This window comes from Brevibacillus sp. GCM10020057 (assembly GCF_042683565.1).
Lineage (GTDB): Bacteria > Bacillota > Bacilli > Brevibacillales > Brevibacillaceae > Brevibacillus.
In genome coordinates this window covers 82,378-107,259 of the sequence record NZ_JBHUJW010000001.1, presented here as the reverse complement: position 1 = coordinate 107,259, position 24,882 = coordinate 82,378, and the positions used below count along the sequence as shown (strand labels likewise).

Annotated in this window: 18 protein-coding genes; 17 read left to right on the top strand and 1 reads right to left on the bottom strand. The window is 55.5% G+C overall.

The window, feature by feature from the left end; genetic code table 11:
• Positions 1-216 precede the first annotated feature (216 nt).
• The 7 genes from ACFSO0_RS00460 (at position 217) to ACFSO0_RS00430 (ending at position 9,896) form a co-directional block, all read left to right on the top strand.
• Positions 217-609: a thioredoxin family protein gene (locus ACFSO0_RS00460; RefSeq protein ID WP_376874720.1), complete on the top strand. Its 393-nt coding sequence runs from the start codon at positions 217-219 to the stop codon at positions 607-609.
• Positions 610-652: 43 nt separating this feature from the next.
• The gene (locus tag ACFSO0_RS00455; protein WP_376874717.1) at positions 653-1,561 is read left to right on the top strand and encodes an S-layer homology domain-containing protein; all 909 of its coding nucleotides are present in this window, start codon (positions 653-655) and stop codon (positions 1,559-1,561) included.
• Between the two features lie 372 nt (positions 1,562-1,933).
• Entirely contained in the window at positions 1,934-5,530 is a 3,597-nt protein-coding gene (locus ACFSO0_RS00450; protein WP_376874714.1) for an ABC transporter permease, read from the top strand.
• A 66-nt stretch (positions 5,531-5,596) separates the two neighbouring features.
• On the top strand, positions 5,597-8,440 hold the full coding sequence (locus ACFSO0_RS00445) for a lipase/acyltransferase domain-containing protein (RefSeq protein ID WP_376874711.1): 2,844 nt from the start codon (positions 5,597-5,599) through the stop codon (positions 8,438-8,440).
• Between the two features lie 17 nt (positions 8,441-8,457).
• Entirely contained in the window at positions 8,458-8,790 is a 333-nt protein-coding gene (locus ACFSO0_RS00440; protein WP_376874708.1) for a hypothetical protein, read from the top strand.
• An 81-nt stretch (positions 8,791-8,871) separates the two neighbouring features.
• Complete coding sequence (locus ACFSO0_RS00435) at positions 8,872-9,369, top strand: YwhD family protein (protein WP_376874705.1); 498 nt, start codon at positions 8,872-8,874, stop codon at positions 9,367-9,369.
• 269 nt (positions 9,370-9,638) lie between these two features.
• Positions 9,639-9,896 carry a hypothetical protein gene (locus tag ACFSO0_RS00430; protein ID WP_376874702.1) on the top strand — a complete coding sequence of 86 codons (258 nt, stop codon included), beginning with the start codon at positions 9,639-9,641 and terminating at the stop codon, positions 9,894-9,896.
• Positions 9,897-9,952: 56 nt separating this feature from the next.
• Here the strand turns inward: ACFSO0_RS00430 and ACFSO0_RS00425 are convergent, their stop codons facing one another.
• Positions 9,953-12,004 (bottom strand): transglycosylase domain-containing protein, encoded by a 2,052-nt coding sequence (locus tag ACFSO0_RS00425; RefSeq protein WP_376874699.1) that lies wholly within the window; start codon positions 12,002-12,004, stop codon positions 9,953-9,955.
• 244 nt (positions 12,005-12,248) lie between these two features.
• Here ACFSO0_RS00425 and speE point away from each other — a divergent pair, with 244 nt between their 5' ends.
• From speE to ACFSO0_RS00375, 10 genes are all read left to right on the top strand, one after another.
• Positions 12,249-13,082: a polyamine aminopropyltransferase gene (speE, locus tag ACFSO0_RS00420; protein WP_376874804.1), complete on the top strand. Its 834-nt coding sequence runs from the start codon at positions 12,249-12,251 to the stop codon at positions 13,080-13,082.
• A 20-nt stretch (positions 13,083-13,102) separates the two neighbouring features.
• Positions 13,103-13,972, top strand: a complete 870-nt coding sequence (gene speB, locus ACFSO0_RS00415) for an agmatinase (RefSeq protein ID WP_376874696.1) — start codon at positions 13,103-13,105, stop codon at positions 13,970-13,972.
• A gap of 226 nt (positions 13,973-14,198) precedes the next feature.
• A complete protein-coding gene (locus ACFSO0_RS00410; RefSeq protein WP_376874693.1) occupies positions 14,199-15,443 on the top strand; it encodes an MFS transporter in 1,245 nt (414 codons plus the stop codon).
• 57 nt (positions 15,444-15,500) lie between these two features.
• The gene (locus ACFSO0_RS00405; RefSeq protein WP_376874690.1) at positions 15,501-15,914 is read left to right on the top strand and encodes a YwiB family protein; all 414 of its coding nucleotides are present in this window, start codon (positions 15,501-15,503) and stop codon (positions 15,912-15,914) included.
• A 173-nt stretch (positions 15,915-16,087) separates the two neighbouring features.
• Positions 16,088-17,503 carry a sigma-54 interaction domain-containing protein gene (locus tag ACFSO0_RS00400; protein ID WP_376874687.1) on the top strand — a complete coding sequence of 472 codons (1,416 nt, stop codon included), beginning with the start codon at positions 16,088-16,090 and terminating at the stop codon, positions 17,501-17,503.
• 201 nt (positions 17,504-17,704) lie between these two features.
• The gene (gene kamA, locus ACFSO0_RS00395; RefSeq protein WP_376874684.1) at positions 17,705-19,063 is read left to right on the top strand and encodes a lysine 2,3-aminomutase; all 1,359 of its coding nucleotides are present in this window, start codon (positions 17,705-17,707) and stop codon (positions 19,061-19,063) included.
• A 301-nt stretch (positions 19,064-19,364) separates the two neighbouring features.
• The gene (locus tag ACFSO0_RS00390) at positions 19,365-21,437 is read left to right on the top strand and encodes a (Fe-S)-binding protein (protein WP_376874681.1); all 2,073 of its coding nucleotides are present in this window, start codon (positions 19,365-19,367) and stop codon (positions 21,435-21,437) included.
• A 182-nt stretch (positions 21,438-21,619) separates the two neighbouring features.
• Positions 21,620-22,798, top strand: a complete 1,179-nt coding sequence (locus ACFSO0_RS00385) for an acetyl-CoA C-acetyltransferase (protein ID WP_376874678.1) — start codon at positions 21,620-21,622, stop codon at positions 22,796-22,798.
• Between the two features lie 12 nt (positions 22,799-22,810).
• The gene (locus tag ACFSO0_RS00380) at positions 22,811-23,662 is read left to right on the top strand and encodes a 3-hydroxybutyryl-CoA dehydrogenase (protein ID WP_376874675.1); all 852 of its coding nucleotides are present in this window, start codon (positions 22,811-22,813) and stop codon (positions 23,660-23,662) included.
• A gap of 32 nt (positions 23,663-23,694) precedes the next feature.
• Positions 23,695-24,837 carry an acyl-CoA dehydrogenase gene (locus ACFSO0_RS00375; RefSeq protein ID WP_376874672.1) on the top strand — a complete coding sequence of 381 codons (1,143 nt, stop codon included), beginning with the start codon at positions 23,695-23,697 and terminating at the stop codon, positions 24,835-24,837.
• The last annotated feature ends 45 nt before the right edge of the window (positions 24,838-24,882 follow it).

Below are 24,882 nucleotides of genomic sequence, written 5' to 3'. Positions count from 1 at the left end.
ACAGAAAGCCCCGGAAGTTGCAGAAGCGATAGAAGCTCGAAAAACGCCAGATCCCCTGGCAGACCTAATAGAACTGGCAGACTCGCAGAGGACCGGTCCGAACCGGCCTCCACGGGTCATTTTTTTTGTCTCAATACAAGGAGTGATAATGCAGACAGGGTTCCTTGACAATTGCATAGGCAGTGCATCGACGCATGATAGGAGAGGGTGTGGATAATGATGAGGATTCGGCTTCGTTCCAAATGGCTTTGGCTGACAATTGTGGGCAGCCTGTTGATAACGGTATGCATGGTGTGGACCTGGGGAACTGCCAGCGCGAGCGAAAAGAAGATTGTGTACGTGTACAGCGACAGCTGTGGATATTGCCAATCGTTTTCGCCGAAGCTGATGAAGGTTTTGGCAGAATATCCACAACACACGGTGGAACGTCTGGATATCCGCCAGCCACGCGATTTACAGCTCGCTCTGCGCTTGGGGGCAGCGGCCACGCCGACCGTTTTGATCGTAGAAGATGAGCAGGTCGTGGACAAGCTGGAAGGAGACGCGCCAGCAGCTGCACTTCGTCTCTTTTTTCAAAAAAATCTTGATCATCCTCTTTCTGGAAAATAACGAAGTCGGTAAAATATCGATAGATTGAGAAGGGGGAAAACCGATGAAGATGCTACGGAAGGGCTTGGCAGCAAGCCTGATGATGGCTGGAATCACGTTAGGACAAGCGTTGTGGGGAGGGACATGGGCGGTTTCTCCGGCCTCGGCCGTACAGCCCCAGCAGGTAACGCCTGACTTTGCCGCTCACCCTGCCAAGGATGCGATTCTCCTCGCCTTGCAAAAAGGCTTCATGTGGCAATATCCCGACGGCCGCTTTTACCCGGACAAGCAGATCGCGCAGTCGCAGTTTGTGGCGAGCCTCGTGGCGATTCGCGGCGTAAAGGACGCAGCTCCAGTACCTGAACTGCCCGCAGGCCACTGGGCAAAGGGAACGTACGAGCGTGCGAAAAAGGCAGGCATTCTGGAAGGCATCAAGATCGACCCGAACAAGCTGCTGACCAAGGAAGAGGCCGCCCTGCTCGTCTTTAACGCCTGGAAGCCCTACCGCGGAGTAAAAATGCCCGGCTACACCAACACCGGCGCCCTCATCACCTGGGGCTGGATGGACCCGGCTCCCGCAGGCCAGCCCAAGTTCCGCGAAGACCTGCCCGTCACGCGGGGGGATGCGGCGAAGATTTTGGGGTATTTGTGGAAGGATAAGTGGCAGTTGGAGTTGGGGGATTATTATGCGGATGAGTTCCATAATTCATTAAAAAGTATTAATGGAGTTTTGAAGGGTACTGTACCAAAGGGGGATAACTCGTTATATTTGAACGTTAAAATTTTTACTAAGGATGGTAGTGTAATTGGTTTTGAAAATGGTGAACCTTTCCAATACCCGATTGCAAACATAAAAGAAGCTTGTTTTATCGCGATAAACAGAATGGATTCCTCTAATGCTGCAAGGTATTTTTATAATAAAATACCTTCTCTATTAAGAGAGAAGAAAACAATACAATTCTCGAAGCAGTAGGGTGAAGTAATGAGTATAAAGCAGACACGAAAATGTGGCTTGATTCTCAGTATTTTAACAATATTTGTAATCAACTTTTATCAGTACATTGCTGAAGCTGCTTCTCCTGAATTGCATGGTATAATCACAGGGACGGTTGATAGCAATAAGAACATAGTACCACAAAATACAATTAGTAAGATTAACATTGAATCAATCCCTGCAATTCTGGGTGCTACAATTGCTAATATTAAAGTAGATGAAGCCTTGGATACCCGTAAGTCTCTTGGATTTGCCGACTTAGATAAGAAAGCGGATCGAGGTTGGTATTTTGTTGACTTAAATGAAGCTAGTTATTGGATAAGTCGTTTTAAAGGAAACGGTAATTATATATTGGGAGGAGGAGCGAATGTATACAGTAAGACTGTTACAATAATTGATCAGTCAGCTGAACCTTCCTACCAAGCCTACAACCTCGCAGAACTAGCCGCAGCCTCCGGCGGAGCCGGGTACACGATCGGAGACAACCTCGAACCGTACGGAGACGGCTATATTTCTGTCGGCCACTTCCGCACCACCCCGCAACCTTCCGGGCAAGTCTCTACGGACAAAACCAAATACAAGGTCAACGAACAAGTGACCATTTCGGCGAATGCCACGGACTATTCTTACTATGACCGTGGCATTCTTGTTTGGAACTTGTCTGTCATCAACAAGACGACCGGGAAAGGCTACTACCAATTTGAATCGAATCGGGAAGTCCGCGACCAGAGCGGGTACCTTCCTCCTGTCAACGAGTCCAGCAGTCCCAAGCCCTTTCCGTGGAGCCAGGTCTACCAGTACAAGCCGACCGAACCAGGCCTGTATGAAGTCACGCTTACTATTACCGACCGGCACCATCGGGCTCGGCAAGGTTCGGCCAGCATGAGCGTGTCGACTCCGTATACCTATCAATTTACGGTCGGAGATGTGCCTGTCGATCCTGATCCTGACCCCGACCCTGAGCCGCCCGCGGGCTGCAAACAAACCGCGATGGATTTGCGTTTTGAACGGGAAAACAGCGACAGGGAGCTTTCCGCTGTGCCCAGCGGGGGAGAGACCATCGAGTTGGGGGACGACACCCGAATTGTTGTCACTGCAGCGAAGCCAGGGACGTTCAAGCACAATGGAGCCGTAATGGAGAGCGGGCCGAACAACAATCGCAAGCTCGGGATAACGGAAGCGCAGCAGTCAGGCACGTTTACCATTACCTATGCAAGCGACGATGGAACCGAGTGCTGGCAAAAGACATTTAAGGTGAACGACGGCGAAGACGGGATAGACCGATGCCCGATTATTACCGTAAACGGCAGCAACTTGAGCAATGGCGCCACGCTCGAGGTGACGCCCGGCGAGGAAGTGAGATTGTCAGCCAAATACACAAATGCATACGGGGAGCAGGGACCAGCGGAGATTAAATGGGACGTGACCCGGCCGGACGGGTCTGTGGAAACACTGCCCGGTGCTTACGACGAAGTCGGAGGACGGGAGAGATGGGGGACGTGGAATTCGGCGAAGCTTACCCTCCCTTTCGGAAAAGGCAATGATAAGCACGATGTCCTGCTGGAGAGAGGAAAGACGTACCGCGTCAAGCTGAACTTTGAGGGCGCCCTGTGGTACGGCCGCCCCGAGTGCGATTGGGTGCTGACCATCAAGGTGAGAGACATAGCCTGCACCATTGCGGAGCAGCAAAGGATCGAGTTTTTCAAGTATGGAGAACCACCATCGGAGTTTCCGCCCGGGGGGACAGTCCTCAGCAGTCTGGAGTACGATCCGATCTACGAGGAGCTTTTTACGCAGACCCCGTCCGGCTACGATACGCACATGAAAGTTTCTGCCAATGCAGCAGGCTCCTGGTATTTGGAATACGCAGGGAAAAAGGTGGCGCTGGGACAAAAGCTGGCAGCGAATGAAAAGCTCGATGTCGTGCTGCCCGAAGATTACGGGGTCGGAGAGCCGATGAAACTGGTATTCCTCTCCGAAACGGGCTGTATCCGGGAATTTGCCTTTACGGTCATCTCGTACAAACGCTGCTATGGGCTTCTGCTTATTCTGGAAGATAATTTCAGCAACCAGGCGTGGACACGGGAAATCGAGCGAGGCGAAACGGTTCAGCTCGAAGCCTCCGACATCCCCAAAGGCAAAAGTCTCAAGCTGTTTACGGGCGAGGATACCAAATACGTCGTGCAGTGGTTTGATCCGGACACCCAGACCTGGGAGTACGAGCGCGGAGATGCCTCGCTTCCGGGCAGTTCCAACCCGCGTTCAGACCATTGGCTGCGACTGCCGCGCGACGAGGACACGGACATGGTGCTGGGCGGACTGTACAAGGTCGTGTTTTACGATGATGCGGGCAAGTCGCCCATGTGCGACGGATATTTCTTTCTCCAGATCGGAGATGATGCGCCGCGGGGAGAAAACCTCCTGATTGTCAAAAGCAGTTTCTCTATCTCTCCCAAACAGCCACAGGCAGCAGGCACAGCGAGTACAATAACGTTTCAGGTGAAAAATGCGGGGCAGCAGGAGCATGACACGACGCTCGCCGTGAGATGGGAGAGCTCTCCGCAGGAGACAACGCTCGCTGTGGACAATTTCAAGCCAGGGGAAGTCAGAACCATTACTGTACCCACAAAGTATCCACAGCAGGGGGAAAATTTTATCGCCCATATCAACCCGGCGAAAAACAGGCCGGACAATGAAACGATCTGGTCCGACAACAGGGCGCTGTGGCCAGTCCAGATACCCAAGGAGCCGGAGATTCCGAATCCGCCAGGCGGAGGCGGAGATTTTGACGGGGGCGAAATTGGCCTTGAGATCTACGACAGCGACGGACGCGAGCTGCAGAAGCTGGCCGCGCAGGTGGATGGCGTGTGGGAGCGGGAGCCGGCGACGATTCGCGTCGTCATCGACCAGACGAAGATCAATGAAGGCTTTCTGCGTACCCAGCAGGAAATCAATGCAAAAATCGCAGAATACAAGTCGCAGCTGGCACAATCCGTCAGCGGCGAAGGGATTCAAAACGTGACCGTAACGGCACAGCCTGGCTGGATAGCGGATGCGAGGAGCATGGCTGTGTACAGTCCGGAGCGGATTGAACTGAAGGTAAGCGGGCCGGGTGCTCCCCAGTCGTGGCAAGTGAGCAGCGCGTCGACCGGCGGAGACTATGTCTACACGGGGACGATTGTGCCGACGGAGACGACGTGGCGCGAGGAGCTGCAACAGCAGAAATACAAGGCGCAGATCGACGGATTCGTGATCGTCATGGACTACAGTGTCCGGTTTGATTTGTCGTATGACAGCTGCACGACCGACGACGAAGGACAGGAGGCATGCGAGGCAAAAAGCGTGAGCAAAACGATGGCAGGCCGCTACACGATTACGGTTAAAGGCGGAGAGCGCACGTTTGCGGTTTTTGAGCCGAATGCGACAGGCACGCTCCGCCATACTGCAGAGTGGGCGGAGTACCATGCGCGCGACCGGTATCCAAACAGCCGTCCCGACGATTTTTACGCCGGGGAGCGCATCCTCTCGCAGATCGAGCTTGAGCCTCGTCATCGCCACCCCGTCAGTGGAAAGTATCCGGTCATCGTGTCGGCGCAGGCGTGGATAGCGGAGACCGGAATGCGCCAGACTTCCTTGCAATCGCAGTTGTCTCTTGTGCCAGCCTCACCGCAGCTGTGGCGAGGGCCAACCTACTCGGCGTCCAAGCTGGGCCAACGCGAAGTCGGAGTAGACATACCGCTCATGGGCGACAAGCAGCGGGGCTTTCAGAAAGATTCCACTTATGCGGTCTACTTTTCGGTGCAATTCCGTTTTGATGCGAAAAAGGGGTTTGCCCATCCGGTGAAAAGCGGAGGACAAGGGCACGCGCTCACTGATTACAGGATTCCATTCCGCATCATCGCCAACGCCTGGGAGCGGCAAGGCATCCGCAACCATACGACCCGGTAAATATATTTGCACCCCCTCTCTGTCTTTTTCTACTGTGAAAAAAGAAAGAGACAAGGGGGTATTTTTGTGGGAACTTCGGCTAGACGACTGGCTGTTTGGCTATTCGTGCTTGCGCTTGTCTGGAACGGAGCGGCGCACGCAGGATGGGCCAAGGAACGACGCTCTATCGTAAAGGAAGCATGGGTCTGGAGCGAAGCGGGGGAGCTGCGCATTCAGGGAGCGCTCGCGAATCCGGCTGAGGAGGGAGCGCTCGTATTCAGGCAGGCAGGGCAGGAGGCGGTGTATCCGGTAGAGCACGGCTCGCGCTTTTCCGTAGCAGTGATGCCGCGCACGAGCGATGAACCGCTCACTGTGGAATGGGCGGAGGATCGTCAGACTGAGCCGGCAGCACTCTGGCAGATCACAGTGCCGGATTCTGTGCGATTGGCTGCGGAAGGTTTGCAGTTGCGAGAAGTGCCTTGGGAGCGAAAGGCAGCGCAAAAAGAAGCGCGGCTGCCGCTGCCTGATGGAAACGCCGGAGCAGATGGGGCAAAGGTCGAGGAGGCGGACGTCAAACCGGCAGGGGATCAGGAGATGGACACCGAAGCAAAGAGGGAGCGTGATCGAGTCTCCCTCTCATCTGGGGGCAGCAGCCAACGGGAAGTACAGCGGTGGGCAGATGATTTCTACGATGCTTTTCCTGCGGGCAAGAAGCCAAAAGAAGCGGCGCTGCGCAGCAGACAAGCCTTGTTTGAGCTGGAGCCGAACGACACCTTCGGCAAGGCGGACTGGCTGTTTGACGCGAAGGACGGCTACGGCAAAATCGGCAAAGACGGCGATGTGGATACGTGGAAGATCAAGGCGAGCAGCAGCGGGACCATGAACGTGGCGCTGCGGGATATTCCGCCCGGTCAGGATTACAACCTGTACGTCTATTCGGAAGAGAACCGGGAACTGGGAAGCTCGGAGAAAGACGGCAGAGCGGACGAGACTGTGGAAGGTATCGCCATGGAGAAGAACAGCTGGTATTACATCGTAGTCAAAGGGCGAAACGGCTCCTACCACAAGGACTTCTATTACCGCTTGCGGGCAGATTTCCTGCCGGATCGCGGCAATGCCAAGGCAGACGAATACGAGCCGAACAATTCAGCCGCCGAGGCGTACGCATTGGCTACAGACTTCGACGCCACCCTCCAGGCCAATCTGCACGGCCTGGATGATGTCGATTACTACAAATTCGGGATTACGCTGTCTTCGACGGTCAGGCTGGATTTGCAGGAGCTGCCCGCAGGGATGGACCTCGATCTGTATTTGCTGGATCAGGCCGGAAAAGTGCTGTCGAAGTCGGAGAAGCCGAAAAATGCGAACGAGCAGATCGTGTTTCAGGCCAATCCGGGAACGTACACGATCAAGGTCGTCGCCAGCAAGCGTTCCGGTTTTGCGCCCAACACGTACAAGCTTGTCGTAAAGTCGAGTCCCATTCCGGTCATTTTGATTCCGGGAATCGGGGGATCGCGGCTGGAGGCGGAGGAAGACGGCGAGATTTCGGAAATATGGCTCGGGCTGGGCGACAGCCTGATCGGGATCAACGACCCAAGGCACCGCAGGCTGCTCTCGCTGGAACCGATGCGTCCAGGCAGCGTGGACGTCAGGCCGCGCAATCAAGGAGTCCGCATCTTCCCGGAGAGAGCGGACGAAGGGTTCAGTGCGATCGAGTACCTGTCCTATTCTCCCATCGATCCTGTCCGCGATAAGACGGAGCAGTATTACAGCATGGTCAAGGAGCTGGAAAAGCTGGGCTATAAAAAGTTCCGCACCTTGTTTGCGATGCCGTACGACTGGCGCTACAGCAACGCGCAAAATGCGGAAGCACTCAAGCAAAAGATCGACCTGGCCCTGCAGCGGTCAGGAGCGAGCCAGGTGCAGCTGGTGGCGCATAGCATGGGGGGCTTGCTCGTCCGGGAAACGCTCCTGTCCAACGTCTCTTATCAGGGCAAGGTGCATCGCATCATCTACATGGGCACTCCGTTTCTGGGTGCGCCCCGCGCGTATCAGGCCATCCGCTACGGCTACGACTTCTCCATTCCGTGGATGGACGAGGAGACCGGGAAGATCATCTCGGAGTATGCACCTGCGGTATACGAGCTGCTGCCTTCCAGGAAGTATTTCGAGAAGGTCCCCTTCTTGAGAAAGGACAGGAACGAGCCGTACAGCTACGACGAATTCATCAATGACCCTGCCATCCGTCTCTCTTACTCGCCGCTCGTCAAGCAGGCGGGCAAGCTCCATGACAAATGGGACAACAAACTCATCAACGTCCCGCAATACTCGATTATCGGCTCTGGGGAACCAACGTTGCTCGGCTATTTCTTCGACGCGTATCACCAGACTTGGGCCCCCTATTACGACAGAGGCATGGGGGACGGCACGGTACCGTATTTGAGCGCCAGCTACGGGCAAAAGGATATCAGGAAAAAGTACTATGCGAAGGGCGAGCACGCCAAATTGCCGACCATTCCGCAAGTCATTCGGCAGGTCAGCCAGCTTTTGCAGGGCAACGAAGAGACACAGCCCGGTCTGCGCAAGTCGGCGGACAGGAGCCAGCCGTATCTGACCTACATTCTCTCTCGTTCTGACGGGTCATTCCCGGAGGTCAGGATCAGCAAATCCGGCAAGTCGCAAATACTTGCCAAAGGACAAAAAGAAGCGTGGGACGACCTGTCCATCGAATACCACGGCAATCTCGCCGTACTCCATGTAAAAGACGGGGAGGAGCTGACGTTCGAGGACGTCGCACCGCGCAGCGGAAACGATGCAGTCCTGTACATCCAGCGATTCTCGTCGGAAGATTCAGAAGAAGAGCAGGAAACGGGGAAATGGTATCGGATCGGTCAGCGCGGCTCGTTGGAAGCCGTGAATGCAAACGAATAGATGAAAGGGAATGAAAAATGAAAGACGTACTCATCTGGATTGTGGCAGGTCCGTTCGTTTACGCCTGGCAGTTGGCGGGCCCTGTCGTAGGGCTGATCGTTGCGGGCTATATTCGGACTGTATTCGGATTTCGCATATGGAGGACGCTGCTGTCGGCGTTTTGCTCCAGCTTCTTGTACTACTTTGTCATCATCCCGACAGGCGGGATGCTCGGCGGCGCGATGTGGATCATCGAGTTGCTGATGGCCCTGCATACGTCGCTGTTCGTGACCTTGATCCTGTGGTTGTACGACAAGCTGAGACGGAAAAAAGACAGCGCAGGCCAGGAGGAGGAAACTGCAGACGTGTAACCGGACGCGCAGTCAAATTGCGTCACTATGCGTTTCCGAGTAATATAAAGAAAGGAGAACGACGTCTGGAGGGTGTGTAGCGTGGATATTTTTGACAACAAAAAGGGCGGCTTTACGATCATGGGCGGCAAGACCGATGTGCACGGAGGGTTCGGTCAGGGGTTACTGGACCTAAATAATGTCTCCTCCGTCATTATCGACGGAGAGGAAGCCTATATTGACATGGGCGCCCTGCATGCCAAAAGCTCGGTTGAAAAAGGCATCAAATGGACGACGAACAAGGCAGAAGTGCCGAACGGGAAACCGTACTGGGTCGTATGGGTCACTGTGGACCGCAACGAAAAAGGGCCGTACTATGCAGGAGCGACTGCCTGCTACATGGAAATTGACCGGGAAGCGCGGCGCGGCTATAAAATTTTGGCAGACCACGTCAATCGGATGGACTATTCCATGAAACGCCGCGTCATGCTGTCCGAACTGGGAGAAAAGGAAAAGGCGGCATTGAAGAAGCTTTTGATCGAAAACAATGCGGCCATGTTCGACAATTCCTCTGACGAATTGAAGCAGGCATTGGCATAGACCTGGAAAACGTGAACGGTCTGTGAACAAATGGTGAAATCAATTGTTACCAGTTTAGGAGTAAGGTAAACTTATTTCCATATCTGTGTACATGTACACTAGGTCACCAAACGGGGAAAGAGCCGTCACTCTTTCCCTGTTTGTCTTATATATTATGCATTCGGGACGCCTTTTCTTCCGCAGCCTATTTTTGCTGCTCATGCAATCGGCAGGGAAGCGGAACAATACAAAAGCATGACGAATCTGTCTGACGGAAGGGGCGTTACCCGATGAGTGAAGATCCCCGTGTACAGGGAGAGAGCAACGATCATTACGTCAAGCACGGCGGCGTTCATTTCCGCACGCACGTGTCTCCCCAGGAAATCAACGACTTTGTCCGCAAATTGCCTGCGGGGAAACGGGAAAGCTTGTTCGAGGTCCTGGATCAGCTCGGTCAAGCAGGATTGATCACGGTCGTCAACGACCATGTTTTCGCGGATGGGGATGGCGTTATTGCCGGCGGCGAAGACATTCAATCGCTGCAATAAGAAAAAGGGGGCGTGGATGCTGGCCACGTCCCTTTTTGTCGTCCACGTATTCCTCTTTATTCGCCCGGCTTCCACCAGCTGCCCATCCGCTGCCAGAAGGACGAGGTGTCCGGCGGCTTCAGCGGGGTCGGCGCCTGGTTGGCGGGCAAATGGTCGGTGCAGTATTCTTGCGGCTCTGTGCCGCTGGCAAAATAGAACAGTTGCGGGTCCGGGCAGTTTTCCGTAGCCAGCTTTCCGGAATGCGGGTCGATGTAGACGGATACGACTCCGGCAGGCATGTCAAACAGAGTGGGCGGCTGATCCTTCAGAGCGGCTTCCATGAATTGCGCCCATATTTTTTTCGACAGATAGCCTTCCTTGACATCGTCCACTTTTTGATTTTTGTCATATCCGATCCAGACGGTCGACACCAGTTGGGGAGTAAAACCGCTCAACCACGCATCGTAGTCAGTCGAACCCGTCTTTCCGGCTACGGGGCGATTCAGCTCGCCTGCTACCCGATAGCCTGTTCCGCCGCGGTCGAACACGCTTTGCATCAGATTGGTCAGCAATGCGGCCGCAACGGGGTCAGCGGCGGGAGTTTTCACCGGTTTTTCCTCGACCAGGACATTGCCTTGGCTGTCCTCGATGGACGTGATGGCGATCGGCTTGACAGCTTCCCCTTTGTTGGCGATGGCGGCGTAGGCAGTGTTCAACTCCAGCGGCGAGACAGGGGACGTTCCCAGCGCCAGGGAGGGAACGGCCAGCAGCGGACTTTCGATGCCCAGCTTTTGCGCCTGCTCGACCACCTTTTGCGGGCCCAAAAAGTCGATCGTCTTCACGGCGTAAATATTGTCGGAGGTCTTGATCGCCTCCCGCATATTGATCATCGCATTTGCGTACCGCCCCCCGAAATTGCTCGGGATGTACTGCTTGTTGCCATCGTAGGTAAACACGGTCGGTTCGCTTTTCATCATCGTCAACGGGGTGTAGCCGTTCTGCAGGGCAGCGAGATACATGACCGGCTTGAAAGACGAGCCGGGCTGGCGTTTGCCGAGTACGCGGTTGTACTGGCTTTGCTTGTAGTCGCGCCCGCCGACCATCGCCTTGATGTAGCCGGTGTTCGGGTCCATGGCGACGAGCGCCACCTGCAGGTTCGGATTGTCTTTCGGCAGGTTGGCCGCCACGATCTCTTCCGCCTTTTTCTGCATGACGGGGTCCAGCGTCGTATGAATTTTCAAGCCCCCATGAATAAACAGCTCTTCGTCGATGCCGTACTTGTTTTTGACCAGGTTGGCGATGTAGTCGCGGAAATAAGGCGCCCGCTCCACTGCGGCCTCCGTTTTCCGCTCCTTCAGGTGAAGTTTTTCGGCAAAGGCTTGCTCCGCCTGCTTTTCCGTGATCGCGCCATCCCGCACCATTGCGTCCAAAATCAGCTTTTGCCGAGACTTTGCTCGTTCAAAATCAATAAAAGGGGAATAGTATGACGGCCCTTTCGGAATTCCCGCCAGCATGGCGCTCTCGGCGACAGTCAGGTCTTTGGCGTCCTTGCCGAAGTACGTCTGTGCTGCGGCCTGGGCACCATAGGCGGAGTGGCCGTAGTAAATCTGGTTCATGTACATGCCCAGAATCGCGTCCTTGCTGTAATTCAGCTCCAACTGGATCGTCAGCAAGGCTTCCTTGATTTTTCGGTCCCACGTCTTGTCGAGGCTCAGGTACAGATTGCGTGCAAGCTGCTGGGTGATCGTGCTGGCACCTTGCTCCAGATCCATATGGATGACATCGATGTAGGCAGCTTTTACCAGGCGCCTCCAGTCAAAGCCGTAGTGCTCGCGGAAAGTCCGGTCCTCGATGGCGATCGTTGCATCGATCAGCGACGGCGCGATTTCGCTGATGGGCACGATGATCCGGTTTTCGCCGCGATGCATCGTATCCAGCACTTCGCCATTAGCTGCGTAAATCGTCGTCGTTTGCTTGATGAACGCCTCCGGAAGCGGCTGGGAGCGCAAGTACAAAATCATGAGCAAAATCGCGAACGAAGCGCACAATAGGCTGAGTATGACAAATTTTACGAATTTCTTGGCCCAGCGCAAATAACGAATGAGAGGCGCTTCCCGAATGACTTCCATGTGCCGTCCTCCTTTCTCCCGATGGATTGTCTGAATCGGGGCATACTAAGACACAAGTTATTCCTAGTATGGGTTGGCAAAACGTTGGATAAACTTGCCTGAACCAACGAAAGGAAGCTTGTCCAAAAAAACCTTGCATTTTGAAAGACAGCCACTATAATTTTCTTGTACTATTCAGAACGTATTCGATTCGCAGTCTTCTAAATACATGCGGGTACTTGAAGGAGGTTACATATCCATGAACATGGAATTGTGGTACACCGAGAAACAAACGGAAAATCACGGAATTACAACGAAAATTACCGACACCCTATACAGTGAAAAAACCGAGTTTCAACAAATCGACGTGATTACTACCAAGCAATTTGGACGCATGCTGGTGCTCGACGGCATGGTTATGACCACCGATGTCGATGAGTTTGTCTACCACGAGATGATTACGCACGTAGCGCTCAACACTCACCCGAACCCGAAAAAGGTCCTGGTCGTTGGCGGCGGCGACGGCGGAGCCATCCGCGAGATCGTGAAACATCCATCCGTGGAAAAAGCGGTTTTGGCTGAAATCGACGGTGGCGTAATTGAGTCCTGCAAAAAGTATTTTCCTGAAATCGCGAGCGCGCTGACCGGCAACCCTCGCGTCGACGTGCAAGTGATCGACGGCATCAAGCACATCCATGACCATAAAGGCGAGTACGATGTGATCATGGTCGACTCGACAGAACCGGTAGGCCCGGCAGTTGGCCTGTTTGAAAAAGGCTTCTACCAAGGTATCTACGACGCGCTGAAGCCAGACGGCATCATGGTCGCGCAAACAGAATCCCCTTGGTTCAACCGCGATCTGATCAAGCGCGTATTCAAAGACCTGAAATCGATCTTCCCGGTAACCCGTCTCTATACATGCAGCATCCCGACCTATCCATCCGGTCTGTGGAGCTTCACCATCGCGTCCAAACAATACGATCCGCTGGAAGTGGACGCATCGAAAATCAAGGCTCTCGATACCAAATACTACAACGCGGACCTTCACCACGCAGTCTTCAAACTCCCGAACTTCGTGGCTGAACTGACCCGCGACTAATCGGAGGAGGACGAAACAGCATGCGTTTTGACGAAGCATACTCCGGCAACGTCTTCATCCGCAGCCACGGGAGCTACGAGGAAAGCCAGGCGGTCATTTACGGCATGCCGATGGACTGGACAGTGAGCTTCCGTCCAGGCTCCCGTTTCGGCCCTGCGCGGATTCGCGAAGTGTCTATCGGTCTGGAAGAGTACAGCCCGTATCTCGACCGTCTGCTGGAGGACATCAAGTACTTCGATGCAGGCGACATTCCGCTTCCATTCGGGAACGTGGAAGGCAGCCTGGACATGATCCGCAATTTCGTGGCGAAAGTGCTGGCAGACGGCAAGTTCCCGCTCGGTCTCGGCGGCGAGCACCTGGTTTCCTGGCCGGTATTCCAGGCTGTTTACGAAAAGTACAAGGACATGGTCGTGTTCCACTTTGACGCGCATACCGACCTGCGCGACAACTACGAGGGTTACCAATATTCCCACTCCACCCCGATCAAAAAGGTGTGCGACCTGATCGGCGGCAAGAACGTGTACTCGTTCGGGATTCGCAGCGGCATGCGCGAAGAGTTCGAGTGGGCGAAGGAAAACATGCACCTGTACAAATACGACGTGCTGGAGCCGGTGAAAAAGGTGCTGCCGACGATCGGCAACCGCCCGATTTACTTGACGATCGACATTGACGTGCTCGATCCTGCCCATGCGCCGGGTACCGGTACGACCGAGGCTGGCGGCATTACGTCCCGCGAACTGCTGGACACGATTCACTTCATGGCAAACAACGGGGCGAACGTCATCGGCTGCGACCTGGTGGAAGTTGCTCCTGTCTATGACCACAGCGAAATGACGCAAATCGTCGCCTCCAAAATCGTGCGCGAGTTGCTGCTTGGCTTTGTAAAATAACAGACGAACGCAAAACGTCTCCGGGTACAGTACCGGAGGCGTTTTTTTTGATTTCCCTGATGTCCCCGAGGCAGCGTCCGCACATGCAAAGAATCACCTATTTTACAAACATTTTTGTTTACAAAATTTATAAATAGGTGTACGATGGTTTCAAGAAGTTTCCAGTTCGTTTCTGGTCATTCGTTACTGGTAAATTTCCGGCTTGTTTCCAAGGAGGATGTTTACGATGCGAGAAGTATTCGCCCACGCTGAATTTCGCAAACTGTTTTTCTCCAATCTGTTTTCCGGATTCGGTCAAGGGATGACGATGATCGGGATCGCCTGGTATTTGGTCGAGACGACAGGCTCGGCGCAGCTGCTCGGCTCGACGATGTTCACCTCGGCTCTCCTGATGTTTTTCATCGGTCCGTACATCGGCACGCTGATCGACCGCTTTTCCCGCAAGAAAATGCTGCTGATTGAAAATCTGATCGGCTTTGCCGTACTGGGTTCGCTTGCTGCATGGGGCTTTTTTGGCCCGTACGCCGAGTGGATGCTCATCGCCATCTATCTCGTGACGACCTTTATGTACCAGATCCACTACCCGGCCCAATCTGCGCTGGTCCAGGAAGGCTTCGAGGCGAGGCATTACGACAGCATCAACAGCCTGCTGGAGATCGAGGGGCAGACGGCCTCGGTGCTGGCGGGCGGTGTGGCAGGCGTGCTGCTCAATTCGTACGGCCTGCATGTCGTCATCCTGTTCGACGCCTTGACGTATTTGCTTGCATTCGGGTTGCTCTCGACGATGAAGTACACCTTTACCCTCGAAGGGGAGGCTGGGGCAAACCGGGGCGTCAACTGGCTCGGGCAGCTCGGCCAAAGCTGGCAGTACATCCGGGAGCGGCGGGGCTTTCTCGTCTTTGGCATATCCGCGCTCATGCCGTTTATCGCCATCATGGTGAGCAATCTGCTCAAGCCTGTCTACGTCAGCCAGACGCTGAAGGCGGATGTCTCGGTTTTTTCCTTCGGGGAAATGGCTTACGCGATCGGAGCGGTAACAGCAGGCGCGCTCGTGGCGATCGTCGTCCGGAAAGTGGGGAGCTATGCGGCGATTGTCGGCAATACGCTGCTGTTTGCAGCCGTGATCGCAGGGATGGTCTCGCTGCCGTACGGATGGGCGCTGATTGCAGCCTATGCGGTGTACGGCTGGTGCAATGCCTCTGTCCGCCTGATCCGCCAGACGCTGTACATGAACGTCGTGCCCAAGCATTTGATGGGCCGCGTGATGAGCTTTTTCAATTCGGTCGGAATGATGATGCGGCTCGTCCTGATCGGGCTGTTTACCGTGATCATCGACCATACAGGCGCGAGCTTGGGGTATATCATCATGGCGGGGTTGCTGCTGCTTGCGGCCGTCGGGCTGGCCGTGACCATGCGCCCGATTCTTGCCGAAGCAAAGGCCCAGACTGCGGTTGCATCCGAAGATCATTGAACGGTAAAATGAACGGATGAAAAGGATACAGGACAAAAGCGGAGAGTGGAAACAGTTATGCACTACGTACAAATTGAACTGACAGCCAAACATCGGGTAGACGGCGACTGGGAGGAGACGACCCACTCGTACGAAGGAAGATGTGTGCAAAAGGCTGCGGCCTGGTATCTCAACTACAAGGAGCAGGTGGAAGGCGCGGGAGAAGTCAGCACGACCCTCAAATTGACAGAGCGGGCGATCACGCTGGTGCGCCAGGGAGGGGTGTCGACCCGGCAGCAGTTTGAAAAAGGAGCCAGCACCCATGCCAGCTACCAGAGCCCCTATGGCCCTTTTGCGATGGAGACGCACACGAACAGGCTGCGGGTTCGCTACGAGAGGGAATTGCCGACTCGAGTGGAGATTGCCTATCAGCTGTGGATGAACGGGCAGTACGCCGGTGAGCATGAGCTGACGATGGTGATTGGCTGGTAAGCCGTCCTTGGCAAGGGCGGTTTTCTGCACATACAATAATGGTACACAGCCAGGGAGCGGAAGGGGAGGTACGCACGATACCTCTGCTTGCGGAGAATGTGCCGAATATTCGGCATAGTGATGGTTTTTTGGCAACTTGGTTGACTGCACGGATGAAAGGAGTGAACGCCAGGATGCCATTGTCCGATACCGTGGAGATGCTGCAGGCGATCCTGGGGGCGATTGACGAAGGGATACACGTAGTGGACGCCAACGGAATTACGATCTTCTACAACCATGTGGCGGCCAAGCTCGACGGTTTGACAGCGGAGGAGGTGCTGGGCAAGCCGCTTTTGGAGGTGTTCCCTTCGCTTGACCGCCAGTCCAGCACGCTTTTGCGCGTCATCGAGAGCGGAGAGGCGATCTACAACCAGCCGCAGGTCTACAAAAACTGGAAGGGCGTACGCGTGGAGACGATCAACACGACTTTGCCGGTGCGGGTAGGACAGCGACTGGTCGGAGCTGTCGAAGTCGCCAAAGACATCGGCAAGCTGAAAGAGCTGTCGGAACGCCTGGTCGACCTCCAGGCCAAAATCAGTCAGCCCAGGCGGACCAAGCGCACGAATGAGGAGCTGTCCTTTCATTTTGACGATATATTGACCTGCAACGAACGGATGAACCAGCTCAAGGAACGTGCTCGCCGGGCGGCACGCACCTCGTCGCCGGTGCTGATCTACGGCGAGACGGGGACCGGAAAGGAGCTGTTCGTCCAGTCCATCCATCAGGCTTCCGCACGGTGTATGAAGCCCTTCATCGCCCAGAACTGTGCGGCGCTCCCTTCGTCGCTGCTGGAGAGCCTGTTGTTCGGCACGACAAAAGGGAGCTTCACGGGAGCAGACGACAGACCCGGCCTGTTCGAGCTGGCCGATGGGGGCACCCTGTTTTTGGATGAACTGAACAGCATGCCGATGGATTTGCAGGCCAAGCTGCTCCGCGTGTTGCAGGACGGCCAAATACGCCGGATCGGCGGCAGCCGCCAGAGCAAGGTCGACGTGCGCGTGATCGCAGCTGTCAACGAGCCTCCGCAGTCGCTCGTCCAGCGAGGACTGCTGCGCACCGACCTGTATTACCGGATCAATGTGGTGTCGTTCGAGCTGCCGCCTTTGCGCCAGCGCAGGGAAGACATCGGGCTGTTGGTGCGCCACTTCCTCGCCAAGTTCAACCGGCAGTTTGATATGAATGTGCGGTCGATCAGCGCGGAGGTGGAGCGGCTGTTTGCTTCCTACGGCTGGCCGGGGAATGTGCGCGAGCTGGAGCATGTGATCGAAGCCGCGATGAACATGGTCGAAGCAGATACGATCGAGCTGGAGCATTTGCCGCCGCATCTGCCGGAGCGGTCCCACGGGCTTGCAGCGGCAGAGCCGCTAACCTTTCAGGCGGAGTCCGGCAAGACATTGCCTGATCTGGTGCGTGAGCTGGAGGAGCGCGTGATCCAGGAGGCGATGAAAGCGACGGATGGCAACGTGCTGCGCGCCGCCAAACGGCTGGGCATTCCCCGCCAGACCTTGCAGTACAAGCTGAACCAGCGGATGAGCCCTCCCCCGAAGTGACTGCCGAAAATTCGGCAATTGAAGCGGCGCCAAAACGGTCGCATCGCGAGTCCAATCCGGACGGCTTATGGGCAAACCACCTGAAAAAGTGATTTTCTTCCTGTTTTCCAAATTTTTTGACAGGATTGGCACGCCCCTTGCATCTCTTCTTCAGCGAGTGAATGACAAGTGCATCACCACTGATGAGAGGAGATGGAATCAATGACGGTAGCGACCAAGCGCGACTGGCGCCAAATCGAACTTTGGAAAGAAGTTACGGACGAACAGTGGAATGACTGGATGTGGCAGCTGACCCACACCATTAAAACCGTAGAGGATCTCAAGAAGGTAGTGAATCTGACGCCCGAGGAAGAAGAAGGCGTGCGCATTTCCACCCAGACGATCCCGTTGAACATCACGCCGTACTATGCCAGCCTGATGGACCCGGACAATCCGAAAGACCCGGTGCGTATGCAGTCGGTGCCGCTTTCCTCGGAGCTGGTCCGGACCAAGTACGACATGGAAGACCCGCTGCACGAGGATGCCGACTCCCCGGTTCCAGGGCTGACTCATCGTTATCCTGACCGCGTGTTGTTCCTCGTCACCAACCAATGCTCGATGTACTGCCGGTATTGCACGCGCCGCCGCTTCTCCGGCCAGATCGGAATGGGCGTGCCGAAAAAGCAGCTGGACGCCTGTATCGATTACATCCGCCGCACCCCGGAAGTGCGCGACGTTCTTTTGTCCGGCGGGGACGGGCTGCTGATCAATGACCGCGTGCTTGAATATATCCTCAGCAGCCTGCGCGAAATCGAGCACGTCGAAATCATCCGGATCGGTACGCGCGCGCCGGTCGTTTTCCCGCAGCGCATTACCGAGAATCTGTGCAACATTTTGAAAAAATACCATCCGGTCTGGCTGAACACGCACTTCAACCATCCGAAAGAAATTACGCCGGAAGCGAAAAAAGCGTGCGAAATGCTCGCCAACGCAGGGGTGCCGCTCGGGAATCAGTCGGTCATTCTGGCCGGCATCAACGATTGCCCCAACACGATGAAAAAGCTGGTGCAGGATCTGGTGAAAATCCGCGTCCGCCCGTACTATATCTACCAATGCGACCTGTCCGAAGGGATCGGCCACTTCCGCGCACCTGTCAGCAAAGGAATCGAAATCATCGAGCATCTGCGCGGCCATACTTCCGGCTATGCCGTTCCGACGTTCGTCGTGGATGCACCGCACGGCGGCGGGAAAATTCCGGTAAGCCCGAACTACATCATTTCGCAAGCGTCCGACAAAGTTGTCCTGCGCAACTTCGAGGGCGTCATCACCTCGTATCCGGAGCCGAAAAACTACCACGAGCACGATGAGGAAAACTGCGAATTTTGCCGGGCGGCCAAAGGAAAAGCCGTGGGGATCGCAGCCCTTATGCAGGACGAAGCCGACAACCTCGAGCCTGCGGACCTGCCGCGCAACAAGCGCATCAAGGCGACCAAGGTCAAATCGCTGGCGGACGTTCGCCTGGAGCAAAAATTGAAAAAAGAACAACCCGGCATCGCGGACAAAGAAGTGTCCGGAAAATAGAGGAATATAGAGAAAAAACAGCCGTCTGGAGCGTATCCGGGTGGCTGTTTTTCTGTGCGCGACAAGGAAAAGCGCCTGTTGCGGGCCGTGTTGTCTGATTTTTCCCAACATTGGTTTAAGGATGGCTGATCGCTCATAAGTATGTTAAGATCAAGGCATATCCTATTTCGAGCGACCGTTCAGTCTTGTTTCATTTTTCAAAAATATTCATTCCGGGAGACTGAACAGTCATTCATTTCCAGGCTCGATTCTGATAAGATTTACACAAAGTAAACCCGATCAATGGAGGAGGAGTAGAATCATGCTGGCACTCATTAACCTGATCGCCTTTTTCCTGGTGCTTGCGTACGGGCTTTACCTCGCCGGACATGTCGTCTACAGCCGCTATTTGTTCATCAAACTGGGCAAAAAGCCGGACGTGAAGGACGATTTTGCGGCACGCATTAACCTGCTCTTGGAAAACGTCATTTTTCAAAAGAAACTCTTGAAGGACAAAAAGAGCGGCGTCATGCACGTTGTCATGTTTTACGGCTTTATCATTTTGCAGTTCGGCGCGCTTGAGTTGGTGATCAAAGGTCTGTCAAAAGGCTTTGAACTGCCATTTGGCAGCGCTCACAAATATTTCAGCCTGATGCAGGAGATTACCACCTTCCTCATCCTGGCCGCCGTCGGATACGCTTATTACCGCCGCTATATCGAAAAACTGAAGCGCCTCAAACGCGGCTTCAAGTCAGGGATCGTCCTGCTGCTCATTTCTTCGCTGATGACAACAGTGCTCCTTTCCCTCGCCTTTGAACAGCTTTGGCTCGGCCATGAGCCTTCCGGATTTGCTCCGATTTCGTCCTTGCTCGCGATTGTCTTTTCCGCGATCGGCGTCGGGCAGACGGCAGGAGCGGCACTGTTCTATGTATTCTGGTGGGCGCATCTGATTATTTTGCTCGGCTTTGCCGTTTACGTTCCGCAGTCCAAGCACGCGCATCTGCTGTTTGCCCCTGTGAACGTCTGGTTCAAGAAGCTCGACCCGCCGGGCAAGCTGACGAGCATCAACTTCGAGGACGAGACCCAGGAAGTGTTCGGGGTCGGCAAGATCGAAGACTTTACGCAAACGCAGCTGATCGACCTGTACGCCTGTGTGGAGTGCGGCCGCTGCACGAATATGTGTCCGGCTGCGGGCACGGGAAAAATGCTGTCCCCGATGGATCTGATTACCAAAATGCGCGACCATCTGACGGAAAAGGGAGCAGCCGTGACATCCCGGACGCCTTGGATGCCGAGCTTCGCCTTTGCCCAGACGACAGCGAACCAGCTCGCCATGCAGGCTACGGAAATCGCCGCTACCTCCGAAGGGGCGGCTGTATACGAGAAAAACCTGATCGGCGATGTCATCACGGAGCAGGAGCTGTGGGCTTGTACCACCTGTCGCAACTGTGAAGACCAGTGCCCGGTGATGAATGAGCACGTGGAAAAAATCATCGACATGCGCCGCTATCTCGTCATGACGGAGGGCAGCATGCCGGCGGAAGCCCAGCGCGCGCTGAACAATATCGAGCGCCAGGGCAATCCGTGGGGGATCAACCGCAAAGACCGGATGAAGTGGATCGAGGGGCTGAACGGGGAGTACGAAGTGCCGACGGTCAAACAGGTCGAGGAATTCGAGTACCTGTTCTGGGTCGGTTCCATGGGCTCGTTCGACCTGCGCAGCCAAAAAATCTCCCAGGCCTTCGTCAAGCTGATGCACGAGGCTGGTGTGAAGTTCGCCATTCTCGGCAACGAGGAGAAAAACTCCGGCGATACGGCGCGGCGGATCGGAAACGAGTTTTTGTTCCAGCAGCTGGCACAGGAAAACATCGCCCTGTTTGAAGCGTATGGAGTGAAAAAAATCGTCACCTGCGACCCGCATGCCTTTAACACGTTCAAGAACGAATATCCGGAATTCGGGCTGCAGGCAGAAGTGTACCATCACTCCGAGCTTTTGGCGCAGTGGGTCAAGGAAGGCCGCCTGAAGCCGACCAAGGAAGTCAAGGAGCGCATCACGTACCACGACTCCTGTTACCTGGGCCGCTACAACGAAATTTACGACAAGCCGCGCGTCATTCTGGAGGCGATCCCGGGCGTGGAAATTCTCGAAATGAAGCGCAGTGGCTGCGACAGCATGTGCTGCGGCGCGGGCGGCGGCCTGATGTGGATGGAAGAACACGAGGGCTCCCGCGTCAATGTGGCACGGACGGAGCAAGCCCTCGAGGTCAATCCGACGGCGATCGCCAGCGCGTGCCCGTACTGTCTGACGATGATGAACGACGGCATCAAGACGAAAGAAAAAGAAGACGAAGTCAAAACGCGCGACGTGGCGGAGATTTTGGCTGACGCCATCTGATACAGGCGCGATCTGACGCCAGCTCGTTATGCAGAGGAGAAAAGCTGCTCTGGCAGGGCAGCTTTTTCTTCCCAAATTCATTGACTATTGAGGCAGCAGACGGCAAAATGAAAATAGGAAAATGAGCGAACGCTCGGTCAAACCAGACATTGGAATGAACTTCAGGTGGAGGGATCGTTCACATGAAAACGGTGATTGCAGGGGCTGCACGCACCCCTTTTGGCAAGTTTGGCGGAGCTTTGAAAGCGTTGTCTGCCGTCGATCTGGGCGCAGTGGCTATCAAGGAAGCGTTGAGCCGCTCGGGGGTTACGGGCGAACAGGTCGATGAGGTCATCATGGGCATGGTCGTGCAAGCAGGAGCGGGCCAGGTGCCTTCCCGTCAGGCGGCGCGCAAAGCGGGATTGCCCTGGAACGTAGCCAGCGAAACCATCAACAAGGTGTGTGCGTCAGGCATGCGCGCTGTGACGATGGCCGATCAGATCATCCGCGCAGGCGATGGCGAGATCATCGTGGCTGGCGGAATGGAGAGCATGAGCAATGTCCCGTATGCGCTGCCGGATGCGCGGTACGGCATGCGCATGGGCGACGCGAAGGTGCGGGACCTCATGATGTACGACGGTCTCACTTGTCCGTTTGACCAGGTGCCGATGGCTGTCCACGGCAGCAACGTGGCCGAAGAGTACGGCATTACCCGCGAAGCGCAGGATCAGTGGGCGCTGCGCAGCCAGCAGCGGGCGGCACAGGCGATCGAAAAAGGCATTTTCGCAGAGGAGATCGTTCCGGTATCGATCCCGCAGAAGAAGGGCGAGCCGGTTCTCGTCAGCCAGGATGAAGGACCGCGTCCGGAAACAACGCTCGAAGGGTTGGCGAAACTGCCGCCTGTTTACAAAAAAGACGGCACGATCACGGCGGGCAACGCTCCGGGAATCAACGACGGGGCGGCGGCGATGGTCCTGATGTCGGAGGCGAAGGCAGCCGAGCTGGGAATCAAGCCGCTCGCGACCATCCTGGGACACGCCCAGGTGGGGGCAGAGGCTCCGTACATTGCGACGACGCCGGGTCTCGCCATCCAGAAGCTGTTGAAAAAGACAGGGGTCGCTCTCGCGGACATCGACTTGTTTGAAGTGAACGAGGCGTTCGCGGCGGTTACCTTGACCAGCGGCAAAATCGTTGGCTGGGACGACGAAAAAGTAAACGTCAACGGCGGTGCGATCGCCTTGGGACACCCGATCGGAGCGAGCGGCGCACGGATCATCATGCATCTCGCCTACGAATTGAAAAGGCGCGGCGGCGGCCTGGGGATTGCCGCGATCTGCAGCGGTGCGGCTCAAGGTGATGCCGTCCTGATTAAAGTAGAATAGGGGGCCTTTCATATGAACGTACAAACGATTATGGTCATTGGCGCGGGACAAATGGGCAGCGGGATTGCCCAGGTAGCAGCGGCTGCCGGTTTTCGCGTCTACCTGAACGATATCAAGCAGGAATTCGTCGAGCGCGGTCTGGGAACGATCACGAAAAACCTGACTCGCAGCGTCGATAAAGGCGCCATCAGCGAGGAAGACAAGCAGGCTGTGCTGTCTCGCCTGACTCTTTCGACGGATTTGGCAGACGCCAAGGACGCAGACTTCGTCATCGAGGCTGTCACGGAAAACATGGCGATCAAATCGCAAATCTTCTCCAAGCTGGACGAGATTTGCCCGCCGCATACCATCCTGGCCAGCAACACGTCGTCGCTGCCGATCACCGAGATCGCGGCCGTGACGAAGCGTCCGGAAAAAGTGATCGGGATGCACTTCATGAATCCCGTCCCTGTGATGAAGCTGGTGGAGATCATTCGCGGACTGCAGACGGCAGACGAGGTGTACCAGCTGACGGAGGATTTGTCCAGGCAGATGAAAAAAGTGCCGGTCAGCGTCAACGACTTCCCGGGCTTTGTCTCCAATCGGGTGCTGATGCCGATGATTAACGAAGCGATCTACTGCGTGTACGAAGGAGTGGCGACCCCGGAAGCGATCGACGAGGTCATGAAGCTGGGGATGAACCATCCGATGGGTCCGCTGACGCTCGCCGATTTCATCGGGCTGGATACGTGCCTGTACATCATGGAAGTGCTGTATGAAGGGTTCGGCGATTCCAAATACCGCCCATGCCCGTTGCTCCGCAAATACGTCAAGGCTGGCTGGCTCGGCAAGAAATCCGGACGCGGCTTTTATGTATACAACTGAGAGATGATTTAGGCAGAAAGGCAGGGCTTGACATGGATCTTCGACTCAAGGAAGAACATGAAATGATGCGGCGCATGGTGCGCGATTTTGCTCAAAAGGAGATCGCCCCGTTCGTTCCGGTGATGGAGGAGACCGATCAGTTTCCGCGGCACATTTTGCAGAAGATGGCCGAGATGGGGCTGATGGGCATTCCTGTGGCAGAAGAATGGGGAGGGGCCGGCGCAGACTTCCTCTCCTATATCATCGCGATCCATGAGATTTCCAAGGTGAGCGCGACTGTGGGGGTCATTTTATCTGTCCATACGTCCGTCGGCACCAATCCGATCCTCTACTTCGGAAACGAGGAACAAAAGCGCAAATACGTCACCAAGCTCGCGTCCGGCAGCTACCTCGGAGCGTTTGCCTTGACCGAACCCCATGCCGGCTCCGATGCGAGCAGCATCCGCACCTCCGCTGTACGCCAGGGCGACGAGTACATCTTGAACGGCAGCAAAGTGTTCATCACCAACGGCGGCGAGGCGGACACGTATATCGCGTTTGCCGTGACGGATGCTTCCAAAGGTACGAGAGGAATTTCTGCCTTTATCGTGGAAAAGGATACCCCAGGCTTTATCATCGGGAAAAAGGAAAAGAAAATGGGCCTGCACGGCTCGTACACGACAGAGCTGGTGTTTGACAACGCCCGCGTCCCTGCGGCGAATTTGCTCGGACAGGAAGGGGAAGGCTTCACCATCGCGATGGCGAACCTGGATACCGGCAGAATCGGGATCGCCGCACAGGCATTGGGGATCGCTGAAGCCGCCGTGCAGTACGCGACGGAATACGCCAAAGAGCGCAAGCAGTTCGGCCAGCCGATCGGCAAGCAGCAGGCAGTCGCCTTCAAGCTGGCTGACATGGCGACCAAGGCCGAGGCAGCAAGATTGCTCGTCTATCGGGCGGCGTCGCTGCGCAATCAGGGGAAGGCGTGCGGGTTGGAAGCCTCCATGGCCAAACGCTTTGCTACAGACACAGCGATGGAGCTGGCGACGGAAGCCGTGCAAATCTTCGGCGGCTATGGCTACACCCGGGAGTATCCGGTGGAGAGGCTGTTCCGCGACGCCAAAGTCACGCAAATTTACGAAGGAACGAACGAGATTCAGCGCATCGTGATCGCCAAGCATTTGCTGGCAGACTAAATCAGAGAGTCATCGTCCGGCGCCACGTTCCGGACGGACTGAATG